Source organism: Enterobacter sp. Ag1, from assembly GCA_000277545.1.
GTDB lineage: Bacteria > Pseudomonadota > Gammaproteobacteria > Enterobacterales > Enterobacteriaceae > Cedecea.
In genome coordinates this window covers 1-17,607 of sequence record AKXM01000024.1, presented here as the reverse complement: position 1 = coordinate 17,607, position 17,607 = coordinate 1, and the positions used below count along the sequence as shown (strand labels likewise).

16 protein-coding genes and 1 rRNA gene are annotated in these 17,607 nt (G+C 52.1%); 8 read left to right on the top strand and 9 right to left on the bottom strand.

The features are described from left to right. Positions 1-77: 77 nt before the first annotated feature. A complete protein-coding gene (typA, locus tag A936_RS10220) occupies positions 78-1,904 on the bottom strand; it encodes a ribosome-dependent GTPase TypA (RefSeq protein ID WP_008457395.1) in 1,827 nt (608 codons plus the stop codon). 376 nt (positions 1,905-2,280) lie between these two features. Here typA and glnA point away from each other — a divergent pair, with 376 nt between their 5' ends. The 4 genes from glnA (at position 2,281) to A936_RS23470 (ending at position 6,536) form a co-directional block, all read left to right on the top strand. Further along, entirely contained in the window at positions 2,281-3,690 is a 1,410-nt protein-coding gene (gene glnA, locus A936_RS10215) for a glutamate--ammonia ligase (RefSeq protein ID WP_008457394.1), read from the top strand. Between the two features lie 137 nt (positions 3,691-3,827). Further along, positions 3,828-4,877 (top strand): nitrogen regulation protein NR(II), encoded by a 1,050-nt coding sequence (glnL, locus tag A936_RS10210; protein WP_008457392.1) that lies wholly within the window; start codon positions 3,828-3,830, stop codon positions 4,875-4,877. Between the two features lie 8 nt (positions 4,878-4,885). Further along, a complete protein-coding gene (gene glnG, locus A936_RS10205; RefSeq protein ID WP_008457391.1) occupies positions 4,886-6,301 on the top strand; it encodes a nitrogen regulation protein NR(I) in 1,416 nt (471 codons plus the stop codon). Positions 6,302-6,413: 112 nt separating this feature from the next. Continuing rightward, the gene (locus A936_RS23470; protein ID WP_008457389.1) at positions 6,414-6,536 is read left to right on the top strand and encodes a YshB family small membrane protein; all 123 of its coding nucleotides are present in this window, start codon (positions 6,414-6,416) and stop codon (positions 6,534-6,536) included. A gap of 28 nt (positions 6,537-6,564) precedes the next feature. On the opposite strand, the gene hemN is transcribed toward A936_RS23470, so the two are convergent. Continuing rightward, positions 6,565-7,938, bottom strand: a complete 1,374-nt coding sequence (hemN, locus tag A936_RS10200; RefSeq protein WP_008457387.1) for an oxygen-independent coproporphyrinogen III oxidase — start codon at positions 7,936-7,938, stop codon at positions 6,565-6,567. A 190-nt stretch (positions 7,939-8,128) separates the two neighbouring features. Beyond that, on the bottom strand, positions 8,129-8,644 hold the full coding sequence (yihI, locus tag A936_RS10195) for a Der GTPase-activating protein YihI (protein ID WP_008457385.1): 516 nt from the start codon (positions 8,642-8,644) through the stop codon (positions 8,129-8,131). Positions 8,645-9,093: 449 nt separating this feature from the next. On the opposite strand from yihI, the gene yihA reads away from it, so the two are divergent. Beyond that, positions 9,094-9,729: a ribosome biogenesis GTP-binding protein YihA/YsxC gene (gene yihA, locus A936_RS10190; protein WP_008457383.1), complete on the top strand. Its 636-nt coding sequence runs from the start codon at positions 9,094-9,096 to the stop codon at positions 9,727-9,729. A 120-nt stretch (positions 9,730-9,849) separates the two neighbouring features. Here the strand turns inward: yihA and spfP are convergent, their stop codons facing one another. Next, the gene (gene spfP, locus A936_RS24075; RefSeq protein WP_071892919.1) at positions 9,850-9,897 is read right to left on the bottom strand and encodes a small protein SpfP; all 48 of its coding nucleotides are present in this window, start codon (positions 9,895-9,897) and stop codon (positions 9,850-9,852) included. Between the two features lie 165 nt (positions 9,898-10,062). Beyond that, the gene (gene polA / locus A936_RS10185) at positions 10,063-12,849 is read right to left on the bottom strand and encodes a DNA polymerase I (RefSeq protein ID WP_008457382.1); all 2,787 of its coding nucleotides are present in this window, start codon (positions 12,847-12,849) and stop codon (positions 10,063-10,065) included. Between the two features lie 446 nt (positions 12,850-13,295). On the opposite strand from polA, the gene yihG reads away from it, so the two are divergent. Beyond that, entirely contained in the window at positions 13,296-14,204 is a 909-nt protein-coding gene (gene yihG, locus A936_RS10180; protein WP_008457381.1) for a 1-acylglycerol-3-phosphate O-acyltransferase, YihG family, read from the top strand. Positions 14,205-14,219: 15 nt separating this feature from the next. Here the strand turns inward: yihG and dsbA are convergent, their stop codons facing one another. The 3 genes from dsbA to A936_RS10165 form a co-directional block, all read right to left on the bottom strand. Then, the gene (gene dsbA, locus A936_RS10175; RefSeq protein WP_008457380.1) at positions 14,220-14,843 is read right to left on the bottom strand and encodes a thiol:disulfide interchange protein DsbA; all 624 of its coding nucleotides are present in this window, start codon (positions 14,841-14,843) and stop codon (positions 14,220-14,222) included. A gap of 27 nt (positions 14,844-14,870) precedes the next feature. Further along, positions 14,871-15,857 (bottom strand): serine/threonine protein kinase, encoded by a 987-nt coding sequence (locus A936_RS10170; RefSeq protein WP_008457379.1) that lies wholly within the window; start codon positions 15,855-15,857, stop codon positions 14,871-14,873. An 84-nt stretch (positions 15,858-15,941) separates the two neighbouring features. After that, positions 15,942-16,211, bottom strand: coding sequence for a YihD family protein (locus A936_RS10165; RefSeq protein WP_008457378.1), 270 nt, complete (start codon positions 16,209-16,211; stop codon positions 15,942-15,944). A 73-nt stretch (positions 16,212-16,284) separates the two neighbouring features. Between A936_RS10165 and mobA the strand changes: the two genes are divergently transcribed. Beyond that, positions 16,285-16,869 carry a molybdenum cofactor guanylyltransferase MobA gene (gene mobA, locus A936_RS10160; protein ID WP_034808753.1) on the top strand — a complete coding sequence of 195 codons (585 nt, stop codon included), beginning with the start codon at positions 16,285-16,287 and terminating at the stop codon, positions 16,867-16,869. Continuing rightward, positions 16,851-17,375 carry a molybdopterin-guanine dinucleotide biosynthesis protein MobB gene (gene mobB / locus A936_RS10155; RefSeq protein WP_008457374.1) on the top strand — a complete coding sequence of 175 codons (525 nt, stop codon included), beginning with the start codon at positions 16,851-16,853 and terminating at the stop codon, positions 17,373-17,375. The genes mobA and mobB overlap by 19 nt, the downstream gene beginning before the upstream one ends. Positions 17,376-17,464: 89 nt before the next feature. Here mobB and rrf read toward each other — a convergent pair. Continuing rightward, a 5S ribosomal RNA gene (gene rrf, locus A936_RS10150) occupies positions 17,465-17,580 on the bottom strand. Positions 17,581-17,607: the final 27 nt, after the last annotated feature.

The following is a 17,607-nucleotide window of genomic DNA, read 5'->3' as shown; positions in this document are numbered from 1 at the left end:
AGGTTGCGCATTCTAAGGCAGAAATAAAAAAGCCCCGCCTTTACAGGCAGGGCTTCAGCAGACTGCAGAAAAGAAACTTAAGCTTCTTTGCTACCACGACCCGCACGTTTACGGTCGTTTTCAGTCAGGTGGCGCTTACGGATACGCACGGACAGCGGGGTCACTTCAACCAGTTCGTCGTCATCGATGAACTCCAGAGCTTGCTCCAGGGTCATTTTCTGCGCAGGAACCAGGGTGGTCGCTTCGTCAGTACCGGAAGCACGCATGTTGGTCAGCTTCTTACCGGTCAGGCAGTTTACGGTCAGGTCGTTAGAACGACTGTGAATACCGATGATCTGGCCTTCGTAAACTTCAGCCCCGTGGCCCAGGAACAGCTTGCCGCGATCCTGCAGACCGAACAGCGCAAACGCAACCGCTTTACCCTGACCGTTAGAGATCAGTACGCCGTTCTGGCGCTGACCCACTTCGCCCTGACGAATGTCGTCATAGTGGCTGAAGGTGGAGTACAGCAGACCGGTACCGGAGGTCATGGTCATGAATTCGTTACGGAAGCCGATCAGACCACGGCTTGGGATAACGTAGTCAAGACGCACGCGGCCTTTGCCGTCTGGATTCATGTTTTTCAGGTCGCCTTTACGCTCACCGAGCGCCTGCATCACGGAGCCCTGATGCTGCTCTTCGATATCCAGCGTCACGTTTTCGAACGGCTCTTGTTTACGGCCGTCGATTTCGCGGAAGATAACTTTCGGACGGGATACCGCCAGCTCGAAACCTTCACGACGCATGTTTTCGATCAGAACGGAGAGGTGCAGTTCACCACGACCGGAAACGCGGAATGCGTCCGCATCTTCGGTTTCTTCAACACGCAGCGCAACGTTGTGAACCAGCTCTTTGTTCAGACGATCCAGAATCTGACGAGAGGTCACGAACTTACCTTCTTTACCGCAGAACGGAGAGGTGTTGACGTTGAAGAACATGGAAACGGTTGGTTCATCTACGGACAACGCCGGCAGCGCTTCAACATTTTGCGGGTCGCAAATGGTGTCGGAGATGTTCAGCTCGCCCAGGCCGGTGATAGCGATGATGTCGCCAGCTTCAGCTTCGGTAGACTCGATACGCTCCAGACCCAGGTGGGTCAGCACTTTACCGACTTTACCGTTACGGGTTTTCCCTTCGCTATCAATGATAGTGATCTGCTGGTTTGGCTTCACTTTACCGCGTTTGATACGGCCGATGCCGATAACACCAACGTAGTTGTTGTAGTCCAGCTGGGAAATTTGCATCTGCAGTGGACCGTCGAGGTCAACGTTCGGTGCCGGTACGCGATCGACAATGGCCTGGTACAGTGGAGTCATATCCGCCGCCATATCATTGTGATCCATACCCGCGATGCCGTTCAGTGCGGATGCATAGATGATTGGGAAGTCGAGCTGTTCGTCGGTCGCATCAAGGTTAACGAACAGGTCGAAGACCTGATCCACAACCCAGTCAGGACGCGCGCCAGGGCGGTCAACTTTGTTGATAACCACGATCGGCTTCAAACCATGGGCAAACGCCTTCTTGGTTACGAAGCGCGTCTGCGGCATTGGGCCATCCATTGCGTCAACCACCAGCAGAACGGAGTCAACCATTGACATTACGCGCTCAACTTCACCACCGAAGTCGGCGTGTCCTGGGGTATCAACGATGTTGATACGATAGTCATTCCATTTGATAGCGGTGTTTTTAGCGAGGATGGTAATCCCACGCTCTTTCTCCAGGTCATTGGAGTCCATCACGCGTTCAGTGGCTTCAGCACGTTCGTTACTGAAAGTACCAGATTGCTGCAGCAGCTTATCAACCAGGGTAGTTTTACCATGGTCAACGTGCGCGATGATGGCGATATTACGCAGATTTTCGATCACAACTTTGCCTCAGGCATTAGAAATAGCGCGTTATTGTACACGTATTAATCGAAGGACAGAACAGGATCACAAAGAACCTTTACAAACAATGCAGAAAGTAAGGGTTTGTGATCGCTTTCACGGAGCTAAAAAGGGAGCCATAACGTAAATTGCACCAATATGGTGCTCAGGTTTCATACTGAAGCACTATATTGGTGCAAATTATTCATCCTGGTGCAGCCCTTTTGCACTATGGTGCGCATGATAGCGCCTTTTTAGGGTGATTTAAAAGTTGGCACAGATTTCGCTTTAAACATTTTATGGCGAAAAGCCACATTAAGAAGTGTTTGATTACCTCGTTACCACGACGACTACACCAATCCGGGAGAGTTTAAGTATGTCCGCTGAACACGTTTTGACGATGCTGAATGAGCATGAAGTTAAGTTTGTTGATCTGCGCTTTACCGACACTAAAGGTAAAGAACAGCACGTCACTATTCCTGCTCATCAGGTAAATGCTGACTTCTTCGAAGAAGGCAAAATGTTTGACGGCTCCTCGATTGGTGGCTGGAAAGGTATCAACGAATCCGACATGGTGCTGATGCCAGACCCAACGACGGCGGTAATCGACCCGTTCTTCGCGGACTCTACCTTGATTATCCGCTGTGACATTCTCGAGCCAGGCACTATGCAGGGCTACGACCGTGACCCGCGTTCTATTGCAAAACGCGCTGAAGACTACCTGCGCTCTACCGGCATCGCAGACACCGTTCTGTTCGGGCCAGAGCCAGAATTCTTCCTGTTCGACGACATTCGCTTCGGCAGCTCTATCTCCGGCTCCCACGTAGCTATCGATGATATCGAAGGCGCATGGAACACCGGCACCAAATACGAAGGCGGTAACAAAGGCCACCGTCCAGCGGTGAAAGGCGGTTACTTCCCAGTGCCACCGGTCGACTCTTCTCAGGACCTGCGTTCTGCTATGTGTCTGACCATGGAGCAGATGGGCCTGGTTGTTGAAGCTCATCACCACGAAGTGGCGACCGCTGGTCAGAACGAAGTGGCAACCCGCTTCAACACCATGACCAAAAAAGCTGATGAAATTCAGATCTACAAATACGTTGTACACAACGTGGCTCACGCTTACGGCAAAACCGCGACCTTTATGCCAAAACCAATGTTTGGCGATAACGGTTCCGGCATGCACTGCCACATGTCCCTGTCCAAGAACGGCGTAAACCTGTTCTCCGGTGACAAATATGCTGGCCTGTCTGAGCAAGCGCTGTACTACATCGGGGGTGTTATCAAACACGCTAAAGCGATCAACGCCCTGGCGAACCCAACCACCAACTCCTACAAGCGTCTGGTCCCAGGCTACGAAGCTCCAGTTATGCTGGCTTACTCTGCCCGTAACCGTTCTGCTTCTATCCGTATCCCGGTGGTTGCGTCTCCGAAAGCACGTCGTATCGAAGTGCGCTTCCCGGACCCAGCGGCTAACCCATACCTGTGCTTCGCAGCGCTGCTGATGGCCGGTCTGGACGGTATTAAGAACAAGATCCACCCAGGCGAAGCCATGGATAAAAACCTGTATGACCTGCCGCCAGAAGAAGCGAAAGAGATCCCACAGGTTGCTGGCTCTCTGGAAGAAGCCCTGAATGCACTGAGCGAAGACCGTGAGTTCCTGACTGCGGGTGGCGTATTCACCGACGACGCTATCGATGCTTACATCGCGCTGCGCACTGAAGAAAACGACCGCGTTCGCATGACTCCGCATCCGGTAGAGTTCGAGCTGTACTACAGCGTCTAATTGAAGTTGTTTTTTGTTGCCGTGGAAACTTTGGCCCATCTTCGGATGGGCTTTTTTCTCCATCGGATCCTCCTGTGACGCTGTTTTTTGTCACTCAAAGACTATAATGCACTAAAACGGTGCACGGAGACTGCTGTATGGCAACTGGCGCGCTGCCCGATGCTGGGCAGATTCTGAATTCTCTCATCAACAGCATCCTGCTCGTGGATGACGAGCTGGCGGTTCACTACGCCAACCCTGCGGCTCAGCAGCTGCTGGCGCAGAGTTCACGCAAGCTGTACGGCACACCTTTGCCGGATCTATTGAGTTATTTCTCGTTGAATATTGGCGTCATGCAGGAAAGCCTGATGGCAGGCCAGGGGTTTACCGACAACGAAGTGACTCTGGTCATTGATGGCCGATCGCACATTCTTTCTCTGACGGCACAAAAGCTGCCGGAAGGGTACATCCTGATGGAAATGGCGCCGATGGATAATCAGCGTCGATTGAGTCAGGAACAGCTGCAACATGCGCAACAGATTGCTGCCCGAGATTTAGTTCGTGGCCTTGCGCATGAGATTAAAAACCCGTTAGGCGGCTTACGTGGCGCGGCGCAACTGCTGAGTAAAGCGCTCCCTGACCCATCGCTGACGGAGTACACCAAAGTCATTATTGAACAGGCGGACCGCCTACGTAATCTGGTGGATCGTCTGCTAGGGCCCCAGCAGCCGGGGATGCACGTCACCGAAAGCATTCATAAAGTTGCCGAACGCGTGGTGAAACTCGTGTCGATGGAGCTGCCGGATAACGTCACTCTTGTACGGGATTACGATCCGAGTTTGCCGGAGTTTGCGCACGACCCTGACCAAATTGAGCAAGTTTTGCTGAATATCGTACGCAATGCGCTGCAGGCGCTGGGTAGCGAAGGGGGCGAGATTATCTTGCGTACCCGTACCGCTTTCCAGCTGACGCTGCACGGTTCTCGCTACCGCCTCGCGGCACGCATAGATATTGAAGATAACGGCCCGGGTATCCCGGCACATTTGCAGGACACGTTGTTCTACCCGATGGTCAGTGGGCGAGAGGGCGGCACCGGGCTGGGTCTTTCCATCGCGCGTAGCCTGATCGACCAGCATTCGGGGAAAATCGAATTCAACAGTTGGCCTGGTCATACCGAATTTTCGGTTTACCTGCCTATTCGGAAGTAGAGGTCATTATGCAACGAGGGATAGTTTGGGTCGTTGACGACGATAGCTCCATCCGCTGGGTCCTTGAGCGCGCGTTAACCGGAGCCGGATTAAGCTGCACCACCTTTGAGAGTGGCAATGAGGTGCTGGACGCGCTGGCGACCAAAACCCCGGACGTGCTGCTGTCGGACATTCGTATGCCCGGCATGGACGGTCTTGCCCTGTTAAAGCAGATTAAGCAGCGCCACCCGATGCTGCCGGTCATCATCATGACCGCGCATTCTGATTTAGACGCAGCCGTTAGCGCCTATCAGCAAGGGGCTTTCGATTATCTGCCAAAACCGTTTGATATCGACGAGGCGGTAGCGCTGGTTGAACGCGCTATCAGCCACTATCAGGAACAGCAGCAGCCGCGAAATGCGCCGGATAACGGGCCAACGACCGACATCATCGGCGAAGCCCCGGCGATGCAGGACGTGTTTCGTATTATTGGCCGTCTGTCGCGCTCCTCCATCAGCGTACTGATTAACGGCGAATCCGGGACCGGTAAAGAGCTTGTGGCGCACGCGCTGCACCGCCACAGCCCGCGGGTTAAATCGCCGTTTATCGCGCTCAATATGGCGGCTATTCCCAAAGATTTAATCGAGTCAGAGCTGTTCGGGCATGAAAAAGGGGCTTTCACCGGCGCCAACCAGATTCGCCAGGGGCGCTTCGAACAGGCTGACGGCGGCACGCTGTTTCTCGACGAAATAGGTGATATGCCGCTGGACGTTCAGACTCGTTTGCTGCGCGTGCTGGCCGACGGACAGTTTTACCGCGTGGGCGGCTACGCGGCGGTAAAAGTGGATGTCCGCATCATTGCGGCAACCCACCAGAACCTTGAGCAGCGGGTACAGGAAGGCAAGTTTCGTGAGGACTTGTTCCACCGTCTGAACGTCATCCGCGTGCACCTGCCTCCGCTTCGCGAGCGTCGGGAAGATATTCCGCGTCTGGCACGCCATTTCCTGCAAGTGGCCGCGCGCGAACTGGGCGTGGAAGCAAAGCTGCTGCATCCGGAAACGGAAAACGCCTTAACGCGTCTCGCCTGGCCCGGCAACGTGCGCCAATTGGAAAACACCTGTCGCTGGTTGACGGTCATGGCAGCGGGTCAGGAAGTGCTTATTCAGGATCTCCCGAGCGAGCTGTTTGAAACGACAGTGACCGAAAGCGGCGGGGTCACGCAGACCAACCCGGACAGCTGGGCCATGCTGTTGGCACAGTGGGCGGAACGAGCGTTGCGCTCCGGCCATCAGGATCTGCTTTCTGAGGCGCAGCCGGAAATGGAACGCACGCTGCTAACCACTGCGCTGAGACATACTCAGGGGCATAAACAAGAAGCAGCTCGCCTGCTGGGATGGGGCCGAAACACGCTGACTCGTAAGCTAAAAGAGCTGGGTATGGAGTAACGTTCGGCCATTTTGTAAAGAAGCAAATCAGCCCGCAAATTGCTGCTATTTTGTACTTTACTGCCGTGCCGGGTTAAGTATGATCGGGCGCGTTCAGGCAGGAGAGTCAGTTATGTTGGAATCCGTAATTCATATGGTCACGCGCGGCGCTGAAGCTGGTGCAGCCGCTGGCCATTCGCCGCAGACGGCAGTAGCCGCGGTGATGTGCGCGTTACTGGTGAGCTTCTTTAGCTAAAAGAGAAGGCGGGGAAACCCCGCCTTTTTTATATCACTCTGGAAAACTGCTGCAGGCGCGCCTTTTGCCTCAGATAGGCATCAAAACACATGCAAATGTTGCGAATAAGCAGGCGTCCCTTGCCGGTCACCTGAATCCCCTGCTCACTGACCTCCACCAGCCCATCTTTCGCCAGCGGCGCCAGAAGGCCTAAGTCCTCGGCAAAGTAATCCGCAAACGTCAGCGACCATACCTGCTCAATGTCGGCGAAGTTAAGCTGGAAGTTGCAGATCAGCGCCTTGATAACATCGCGGCGAATGCAATCGTCCCGCGTGAGCGCCAGGCCACGCCACAGCGCATTGCCCTGCTCATCCACCTGCTGATAATAGCGCTTTAGCTCTTTCTGGTTCTGCGCGTAACAGTCGCCAATCATGCTAATTGCCGACACGCCAAGCCCCAGCAGGTCGGTATCCCCTTGAGTGGTATACCCCTGGAAATTACGGTGTAGTTTGCCTTCCCGCTGGGCAATCGCCAGTTCATCGTCCGGGCGGGCAAAGTGATCCATCCCGATAAACTGGTAACCAGACCCCGTCAGCGAGTCGATGGTTTCCTGCAGGATATCCAGCTTCTGCTGCGCGCTCGGTAAATCAGCGTCTTTAATCTTGCGCTGGGCGGCGAATAGCGTCGGCAGATGCGCATAGTTGAAAACGCTAAGGCGATGCGGGCTTAGCTCGGCTACGCGCTTGAGCGTGAAGGCAAAGCTTTCCGGCGTTTGCTTTGGCAGGCCGTAAATCAGGTCAATGTTGGTGGAAGTAAACCCCAGTGCCCGCGCACGCTCGATCAGCGCGAAGATAAACGCTTCGTCCTGCTCGCGGTTGACGAGGCGCTGCACTTCTTTATTGAAGTCCTGAACGCCCATACTAAGGCGGGTAAAGCCTTCCTGCCGAAGATGGTCGAGCACATCCAGTTCAATTTCACGCGGGTCAACTTCAATAGACAGTTCCGCGTCATCATTAAAATGGAAATTGCCACGCAACAGCGCCATCAGGCGGCTTATTTGCGCTTTGCTCAGATAAGTTGGCGTCCCGCCGCCCCAGTGCAGCTGGCTAACCTGCCGGCCCGCAAACAGCGGCGCACGGTGGATGATTTCCTGCTCCAGAGCATCGAGATACTGGTCGGCCTTGTGCTGCTGGCGGGTCACAATTTTATTGCAGCCACAGAAATAGCAAAGCTTGTGGCAGAACGGGATATGCACATAAAGCGACAGCGGCCGCTCCGGGTAACGGGCAACCGCCTGCAAAAATGCCGGTTCGCCAAAGGCTTCAGAAAATTCCAGTGCGGTTGGATAAGAGGTGTAACGCGGCCCTGAATAATTATATTTCTGGATCAGAGCCAGATCCCAGTCGATTAACTGCTCAGACATACTCACTCCTTGCGGTGTTGTCGCCGGCGCCGACGAGGCGAAGCTGGCCCGCTCATTCCACGAGCCATAACCCTTCGCCGCAGCGAATTCTGCAGCCGCGACAGCCGCCGTAGTTTAACGAATAACCACAGCAGATAACACACCAGCGGAATAACCATAATAAGAGCAGGTAATCCCATAGGAGTAAACGTCAGTTACCGCCCTTCAGCAGACGCATCAAATCATCCGCTTTTTCTTCTTCTTCCTCTTCATCGTCTTCCCAGGCGATGCCGAGCTGTTCCATTAGTGCATCGATGCGGTCGAGCTTCGCATCCACCCAGGACTGCTCTTCCTTGCTAAGGGTTTCGCCTGCTTCCAGACGCTCCAGCAGCCCATCCAGGCGCTCATCGTTTTCCAGCATATCCAGCTCAGCCTGTGGTGTTAGCATAGGTTTCTCGCTCTTCGGTTTGTGCTGTTTAGCGACCGGTGCTGCATCGGTTACGCCCAGTTGAATAGGTTTTTTACTGCCAATGCGAGGGTCTTTCGCCTGACCCGATGATTTGCCGCCTTTCGCCTGATTGCCACCATTCGCGCGGCTCCCCGCTGCGTGGCCGCTGTGTTTTTTCTGGCGCTTACGCTCACGCGCTTCCTGGTCAAGCTCTTCGCGTGATTTACGGCGTGCTTTTGCCGGTTTTTTACCTTGTGGTGCCGAGTTTGGTTGCTTCATGATAAGTCGTCTTAAGCCATTTTATTCAGTATAGAATTGCGGCGGAATCTAGCAGAAAGCAAGCAAAGAAAAAAGGCGACAGGTTAACCCGTCGCCTTTTTCTTATTCTGGCCCCCGTAAAGGAGCAAATATTCCATGTTAGCTTGAGACAACCCTGTCCTTCCTTCGCCGACACACTCACTTTACCGCTACGCTTGTTATTAACAAGGTGGCCGCCCACGCTCACGGCTTCCCCCACAATGAACTAATCAGTTAATTATTTGAAAATAAACCACTCTTGAATAAATCGTTGCCAATATTCACCGGGATATCTGCCATTTACCATAGCAAATGACTTACAAAATCAATCCACTTCGCTGTAAGCCTTCTGCTTCTGGCGAGAAACACGGCGTTTTCCGCTCGTTCAGGTATAATCCCCGGCAAATGCTTACCTGACGGAGACAACCGTTTTGAAAAACTGGAACTATCAACTGACTAAGTTCGTGCTCAGCGCACCGGACATTCGCCATCTGCCTTCTGATACCGGTATTGAGGTTGCTTTCGCAGGCCGCTCTAACGCGGGGAAATCCAGCTCGCTGAACACGCTGACCAATCAGAAAAGCCTGGCGCGTACCAGTAAAACCCCTGGCCGTACGCAGCTCATCAACCTGTTTGAAGTTGCCGAAGGCAAACGCCTGGTAGATTTACCTGGCTACGGCTATGCCGAAGTCCCGGAAGAGGTGAAACACAAATGGCAGCGCGCGCTGGGGGAATACCTGCAAAAGCGTAACAGTCTGAAAGGCCTGGTCGTGCTGATGGATATCCGTCATCCACTGAAAGATCTCGATCAGCAGATGATTGAGTGGGCAGTAGCCAGCAATATCGAAGTCATGCTGCTGCTGACCAAAGCCGATAAGCTCGCATCAGGCGCGCGTAAAGCACAGCTGAATATGGTGCGTGAAGCGATTCTGGCGTTTGGCGGAAATATCGAGGTCGAGGCGTTCTCTTCCCTGAAGAAAACCGGCGTTGATAAACTGCGCCTGAAGCTGGATAGCTGGTACAACGATCTTCCGCCAGCGGTGGAAGAGGAAGCGGCTGAAGAGTAATTCGTCCCTTCAAGGATCGTCTGCTCACTCTCAGTTCACAACGCGGCCTTGGCCGCGTTTTTCTTTTCTTTCGCGCAATAAAAAACGCCCCAGTCATTTCTGACTGGGGCGGCTAAATATTCAGCCAAATCCGATTACGTGAAGTAAAAGGTCTGAAAGATAGAACATCTTACCTCTGTACCCTACGCGAATAACTTTACTCCTTTTTAATCGCTCAAAAAAGCATTTTTTGTAGTTTTTTTTCACTTTTTGCATCACATTCTTGAATCATCATCACAAAAAGCTATGACTTATGTTGCTTAGTTACAAAAACATGACCTGAGCAATTGTCGATTAATGCGCCTCATCCCAGTTTTTGCCACTGCCGACTTCCACCAGCAACGGCACGTCGAGCTTCATGCTGCTTTCCATCAACTCATGCACCTTTTTAGACACCGCTTCCACGTCGTCTTTGTGCACTTCGAACACCAGTTCATCGTGCACCTGCATGATCATTTTCACACGTGGCTTGTCTGTCTCCAGCCAGCCGTCGACTGCAATCATCGCGCGCTTGATAATATCGGCGGCAGTACCCTGCATAGGGGCGTTAATCGCAGCACGTTCCGCGCCGGCGCGGCGAGCACCGTTGCTGGAATTGATGTCCGGCAGGTAGAGACGACGGCCATCCAGCGTCTCAACATAACCCTGATCTTTCGCCTGAGCACGCGTACGCTCCATATACTCCAGCACACCCGGATAACGCTCGAAGTAGAGATCCATATACTTCTGCGACTCTTTCCGCGGAATATTGAGCTGGCGGGAAAGGCCAAAGGCGCTCATGCCGTAGATCAGACCAAAGTTAATTGCCTTCGCACTGCGACGCTGTTCGCCGGTGACGCTTTCTAGCGGCAGACCAAACACTTCCGCAGCGGTGGCGCGGTGGATATCTTTGCCTTCGGCAAAGGCGCTTAACAGGCCTTTATCGCGGGAGAGGTGGGCCATGATACGCAGTTCAATTTGCGAGTAGTCCGCAGAAAGAATCACGTAGTCCTTAGGCGCAATAAAGGCCTGACGAATACGGCGCCCTTCTTCGTTGCGAACAGGAATGTTCTGCAGGTTAGGATCGGTAGAAGATAAACGCCCGGTGGCCGTAACTGCCTGGTGATAAGACGTATGCACGCGCCCGGTTATCGGGCTAATCATCAGCGGTAGCTTGTCGGTATAGGTGGATTTCAGCTTCGCAAGGCCACGGTATTCCAGGATCACTTTCGGCAGCGGATAGTCCAGCGCCAGCTCTTCAAGCACCTCTTCGGACGTCGAAGGCGCTCCGCCCGGCGTTTTCTTCAGCGGCTTAATTCCCTGCTTTTCAAAGAGAATGGTTTGCAGCTGCTTTGTAGAAGAGAGATTAAATTCTTCTCCGGCGATTTCATGAGCTTTGCGTTCAAGCTCGGCCAGGCGCTTAGTCAGCTCACCAGAATGCGCGTGCAAAATAGCCGGATCGATTTTCACGCCGTTGCGTTCAATGCGCGAAATTACCGGCACCAGCGGCATTTCAACGTTTTTAAAGATGCTTAATGGGCCTGCAACCTTCTCGAGTTTCGGCCACATCTTCAGGTGCAGCTGCAGGGTGACATCCGCATCTTCTGCCGCATAGCGCCCGGCAGTTTCCAAATCGATCTGGTTAAAGGTCAGCTGTTTTTTGCCTTTGCCGGCAATCTCTTCAAACGAGATGGTTTGGTGCTTCAGCCAGCGATCGGCCAGGCTGTCCATATCATGGCGGCCTGCGACGCTGTCCAGCGTGTAGGATTCCAGCATGGTGTCAAAAGCGATACCCCGCAGTTCAATGCCATAGTTTTGCATGATGCCACGGTCGTATTTCAGGTTTTGCCCGACTTTCAGCGCCTTCTCATCTTCCAGCAGCGGCTTAAGTAGTTCCAGCGCACGTTCGCGAGAAATTTGCTCCGGCGCATCGAGATAGTCATGCGCAACGGGGATATAGCAGGCCACACCCGGCTCTGTCGCAAAGGAAAGTCCGACCAGATTGGCACTGACGTTGTCCAGGCTGTCGGTCTCGGTATCAAACGCAAACAGCGGCGCTTTTTTCAGCCGCTCAATCCATTCAAGCAGTACGCGCTCGTCCAGGATAGTGACGTAGTTGTCATAAGAGAGCTGGCTGGCTGGCACTTCAGGTTCGGCTTCAACCTCACCGGCTTTCTGCGGTTGTGCGGCCGGCTTAGCCCCTTTAGCCTGCATCCATTTCCCGGCCTCTACGTCGGTTATCCAGCGTTTGAATTCATACTGCTTGAAGAGTGTCAGCAGTTCGTCTGCCGCCGGCTGCTGGACTTCAAGCTGCTCGCAGCCCAGTTCCAGCTCAACGTCGGTCTTAATGGTGGCGAGCTTATAGGAGAGGTAGGCCAGCTCTTTGCTTTGCTCCAGCTTAGCGGCCATCGTTTTCGCGCCACGGAAGGTGAGTTCGGCAATTTTTTCAGGGTTGGCGTAAAGCGTATCCAGCCCACCCAGCCCCTGAAGCAGCGCCTGAGCCGTTTTTTCACCCACGCCCGGTACGCCAGGGATGTTGTCCGAAGAGTCACCCATCAGCGCCAGGAAGTCGATAATCAGCTCCGGAGGTACGCCGTATTTGGTCAGTACCTCTTCCGGCCCAAGGATGGTATTGGTCATGGTGTTAATCAGCGTCACGCCCGGCGTCACCAGCTGCGCCATGTCTTTATCACCGGTACTGATCAATACCGGGCGGCCGGCTTTTTCAGCCTCCAACGCCAGCGTACCGATAACATCATCAGCTTCAACACCTGAGACGGCCAGTAAAGGCAGGCCCATCGCTTTAACCATCGCATGCAGCGGCTCAATCTGCGCTCTGAGATCGTCCGGCATTGGGGGACGGTGCGATTTATAGTCCTCAAACAGCTCATCACGGAACGTTTTGCCTTTGGCATCAAACACTACGGCAGCGTGCGTCGGCTGGTATTGCAGAATCAGGCTACGCAGCATGTTCAGCACACCGTACATCGCCCCTGTTGGCTCGCCACGGCTGTTCGTCAACGGTGGGAAGGCATGATATGCCCGATAAAGATAGGAAGAGCCATCAACGAGGATAAGCGGGTTGTCTGCGATCTGGACCATAATGTTCCGTTCCATGCCTGTGATTAATGTATTGCTAAAGGATGCCATAGCCTGGCCAAAAACATGAACTATTGGGCGCAATATGCTGAAAAGAATTCCAGGATTGGGGGATCCTGCGTGAGATCGTTTTTGTGGATAACTTTGTGTATATTTTTTTAACTAACTAATTTCACGGCATTATTTTTATTGATCCTTTATTAAATACATTTTAATTTCAGTAAGTTAAATGGATGTGAGTTTAGCCTTACTGAATTAACCAACGATCGTTTGATGTGGATATATACTCAGGCGAGTAAGAAAAACGGGCCACTGTTCTCCCCATAAATGCGATCGGTGAAAATCCTGTTCATTTGGCGAGTCGCCATTATAGGTTTTCTGATAAGATCCGCCCCTTATTGCCGCTAATATCAGCATTCCATACACCCTAACCAGCAAAAACATTACCTATGTCGAGATTACTCGCCGCGATCACATTGGTGTTAAGCATTGCACTGACTATTCTGGTCACGGTTGCCTGCTCTGTTCCTATCATTTTAGCCGGGATCGTTAAGCTGATGCTGCCCGTTCCGTCTATCTGGCGCTCGATCTCGGTATTCGCTGATTTCATGATGTACTGCTGGTGCGAAGGGCTCGCATTGCTGCTGCGCCTCAATCCTTATTTGAAATGGGATGTCGAGGGATTAGAAGGCCTGAATAAAAAGAACTGGTATCTGTTAATCAGCAACCATCAGAGCTGGGCAGATATCGTGATCCTTTGCGTGTTATTCCGCAAACATATCCCCATGAACAAGTATTTTCTTAAGCAGCAGCTTGCCTGGGTTCCTTTTATCGGGCTGGCCTGCTGGGCGCTGGATATGCCGTTTATGAAACGTTATTCAAGAGCTTATTTGCTGCGTCATCCTGAACGCAGGGGTAAAGATGCCGAAACGACCCGTCGTTCATGCATGAAGTTTCGTGCTCACCCCACCACTATTGTGAATTTCGTTGAGGGCTCGCGCTTCACTGCTGAGAAAAAGAAGCAGACCCGTTCACCGTTTAACTACCTGTTACCGCCGAAAGCGGCAGGTATAGCGATGGCGATGAATGTGCTGGGCAAACAGTTTGATAAGATGCTGAACGTTACGCTGTGTTACCCGGACAATAGTCTTCTGCCGTTCTACGATATGCTTTCAGGCAAAATGACAAAAATCGTTGTGCGGGTTTCTTTGGTGCCGATTACCGAAGAGCTTCACGGAGATTATGTTAACGATAAGAGCTTTAAGCGCCGTTTTCAGCTCTGGCTGAATATGCTGTGGAGCGAGAAAGATAAGCAGCTGGAAACGCTACTCTCTGGGGATAAAAAAGCCGGTCAATGACCGGCTTTTTTAATCTTATTTCTTCTCAACCAGGTATTTCACGGTGTCAGCATACTGCTGTACGAAGATATCCATGCTGCTGGTGTCCATGCCCTGCATATTCAGCTGATATTTGCCGTTAACATACATAGCCGGGACGCCCTGCAGCTGGAGATCGGCTGCCGCTTTTTCTTGCTGAGCAACCAGAGATTTCACCACAAAGCTGTTCCAGGCCGCATCGTACTCTTCCGGTTTCACACCCGCGTCGATGAACACTTTGCGGATGTCGGCATCATTCTGCACGGTTTGAGTTTTCTGAACGGCTTCAAACATTGGGGAGGTGATTTTATCTTCTACGCCCAGCGCCATAGCAACAGCCCACGCCTGAGTCAGATCTTTACCTAATGGGCCAAGGAACTCAACGTGATACTTGGTCATTTTGGTGCCTTCAGGCAGTTTTTTCTTCACGTTATCAGACACATGAAGAACCTGTTCAAACTGGTAGCAGTGTGGGCAGTAGAATGAGAAAAATTCTAATACCTGTGGTTCACCAGCCACCGGTTTATCCAGGCTGATGTACTGCTTACCGTCGGTAAACTGTGCCGCAGAGGCGCTAAATGCCAGGATCATGCCTGCCAGCGCCAGCCAAATCTTCTTCATAATCAACTCTCTCCTGAATTTTACTGATCAATACATTGGCGTTAATTGTAATGGAGGTTCTCGTAGAACCCGGACCTGCTCTGTAAAGCTTACAGTCTGTCTTCTCCAGAAATCTTCTTCACTAAACCACGGGAAATTTCGGGGGAATGCGGGGTCATCCCAGCGTCGCATTAGCCACGCGAGATAATAGACGATGCGCATAGCGCGCAACGGTTCAATCAGGGTTAGCTCGCTGGTATCAAATGACGAAAACTCTTCGTAAGCTTCAATAATGGTTTCTAACTGCATCCGCTGTTCGGCTTTATCTCCATTAAGCAGCATCCAGATATCCTGCACCGCTGGGCCATTACGAGCATCATCAAGGTCAACAAACAGCGGTCCGTCGCGCCAGAGGATATTGCCAGGATGGCAATCGCCGTGCAGGCGCAGTGGTTCAAAATCAGTGTGCCAGGTGCGTTTAACTTCCTCTATCAACGCATCCGTTGCAGTCAGAAAATCTTTCTTAAGAGCGCGGGGAATGAGCTCGCTATTTTCAAATAGCTCGCGCGGCTGGAAGAGATATTCATCCAGACCAAAGGTTGGACGATGCTGAAAGAGCTGCCGACGACCCGTTTGATGAATGCGCCCAAGATAGCGGCCCACCCATTCCATCTGGTCGATGTTATCAGTTTCATATTGCCGCCCTCCCAGGCTTGGGAACACGGCAAACATAAAGCCCTGATGCTGCAGAAGAGTGTTTCCAGCAAAACAAAGAGGTGCAGCCATAGGCACTTCATCGGCCAGCAGTTCCAGCGCAAAGTGATGTTCTTCTTCAATTTGCGCCGCGGACCAGCGATGTGGGCGATAAAACTTGACCACAAAACGCTGGCGTTCTTCATCCTGGAATTGATAAACGCGGTTTTCAAAACTGTTTAACGGCGTCAGTCCCGAATCCACCCGAATGCCTTGTTCAAAAAGAGCATCGAGGATTGTATCCGGATGTAGAGTCTGGAAATTAAATGCGCTGTCTGTCATCCCGGCAACCGGAAGTAAATACGAATGCTTCAGGATAACATTTCAAAACCGCTTAAGTGTTTCGACTTACAAGCTTTTACTCTTTTATTCCTTAATGACACCGCGAGCGCGCAGCAGTGCCGTTTTGAAGTCTTCTTCATAATCTTTTTTAAGGCCAGGGATCGCATCATCTTTTGCAGAATCACGCATTTTCAGGTGATAGATCAGTACATCGTCAGTGAGCTCAGCCAGTTCACCGCGATAGCCTGACTCAGCGGCCAATTTCTGCAAGAATTGTATCAGGTTCAGATCTGGCTCTTTTTGCCATGCAGGCTGAAGCAGCTCAAGAAGTTCGTTAAGGCGCTTACATTTCATGTTGGTGTTCCTTATCACATGTGAAAGACAACACGTTAGCAGGCTCAAACCCACATTAAAAGAGGCGATATTCGTGCAGCGATTAACAGAAGTCACCGGCGTTGTGCTAGCCGGTGGCAGGGGAAGCAGAATGGGCGGCAATGATAAGGGATTAGCCCTGCTTAACGGCCAGCCACTTTTCCAGCACGTCCTCAATGTATTAAAACCACAGGTAGGCGATGTTGTCATCAGTGCCAACAGAAACCTTGAGATCTATCAGCAAAGCGGGATTTCGGTTATTCAGGACTCAATGAGTGGTTACCAGGGACCATTGGCAGGTATGTTAGCCGTGATGGAACAAACTGAAAGTGAGTGGCTGCTATTCTGCCCTTGCGATACACCCAATATTCCTGTCGATGTGGCACGCAGGCTTTGGCAAGCGCGTGGGAGCGCGTTGGCAATATGGGCAAATGATGGGCTACGGGATCACCCTGGCGTAGCTTTGCTTCATCATTCGCTTTGTTTGCCATTGAGAGAATATCTGCTCGCTGGCGAAAGGCGAGTGATGCATTTCTTACTGAGCGCAGGAGGACATTCAGTCTCTTTTGATGGCCAGGCTGCTTGTTTTACCAATATAAATACTCTCGATGAGCTTTCACAATGGCAGAAAAAAGGATAACGCCGCCTTTACTGGCTATTTCAGCCTGGAGCGGAACAGGAAAAACCACATTACTGAAGCAGCTGATCCCACTGCTATTGGATAAAGGCATCAGGCCCGGACTCATTAAGCACACGCATCATGATATGGATGTGGACAAACCCGGGAAGGATAGCTATGAACTCCGTAAAGCTGGCGCCGCGCAGACCATTGTCGCCAGCCAGAAGCGCTGGGCACTAATGACTGAAACCCCCGAAGAGCCTAATCTGGATTTACATTATCTCGCCTCAAGAATGGATAACCACAAACTGGATTTAATTCTGGTTGAAGGTTTCAAACACGAAGCCGTGGCTAAGATCCTTTTATTCAGGCAGGAAACTGGCCATAAAGCTGAAGCATTAGAGATCGATCGGCATGTCATTGCTATAGCCAGCGATGTGCCGCTCACCGCTTCTGTCCCTGTATTGGATCTTAATAATGCAGAGGAGATCGCTGATTTTATCTATGAATGGGCAGAACTGCAGTAATACGGAGAAAATATGCGGCTTATGGTCTGTTTTAATCTTTAAAAAGCAAAAAACCCCGGCCTTTCGGTCGGGGTTAATGCTGATTTGATGCCTGGCAGTTCCCTACTCTCGCATGGGGAGACCCCACACTACCATCGGCGCTACGGCGTTTCACTTCTGAGTTCGGCATGGGGTCAGGTGGGACCACCGCGCTACGGCCGCCAGGCAAATTCTGTTATTGACCGTTATATCT

Excerpts from the sequence above, each read along its gene's own strand:
- A936_RS10170 (WP_008457379.1), bottom strand. The coding sequence starts at position 15,857 with ATGACAGACAGCGCATTTAATTTCCAGACTCTACATCCGGATACAATC.
- hemN (WP_008457387.1), bottom strand. The coding sequence starts at position 7,938 with ATGTCTGAGCAGTTAATCGACTGGGATCTGGCTCTGATCCAGAAATAT.
- glnL (WP_008457392.1), top strand. The coding sequence starts at position 3,828 with ATGGCAACTGGCGCGCTGCCCGATGCTGGGCAGATTCTGAATTCTCTC.
- polA (WP_008457382.1), bottom strand. The coding sequence starts at position 12,849 with ATGGTCCAGATCGCAGACAACCCGCTTATCCTCGTTGATGGCTCTTCC.
- yihI (WP_008457385.1), bottom strand. The coding sequence starts at position 8,644 with ATGAAGCAACCAAACTCGGCACCACAAGGTAAAAAACCGGCAAAAGCA.
- mobB (WP_008457374.1), top strand. The coding sequence starts at position 16,851 with ATGGCAGAAAAAAGGATAACGCCGCCTTTACTGGCTATTTCAGCCTGG.
- dsbA (WP_008457380.1), bottom strand. The coding sequence starts at position 14,843 with ATGAAGAAGATTTGGCTGGCGCTGGCAGGCATGATCCTGGCATTTAGC.
- A936_RS10165 (WP_008457378.1), bottom strand. The coding sequence starts at position 16,211 with ATGAAATGTAAGCGCCTTAACGAACTTCTTGAGCTGCTTCAGCCTGCA.
- A936_RS23470 (WP_008457389.1), top strand. The coding sequence starts at position 6,414 with ATGTTGGAATCCGTAATTCATATGGTCACGCGCGGCGCTGAAGCTGGT.
- glnA (WP_008457394.1), top strand. The coding sequence starts at position 2,281 with ATGTCCGCTGAACACGTTTTGACGATGCTGAATGAGCATGAAGTTAAG.
- glnG (WP_008457391.1), top strand. The coding sequence starts at position 4,886 with ATGCAACGAGGGATAGTTTGGGTCGTTGACGACGATAGCTCCATCCGC.
- yihG (WP_008457381.1), top strand. The coding sequence starts at position 13,296 with ATGTCGAGATTACTCGCCGCGATCACATTGGTGTTAAGCATTGCACTG.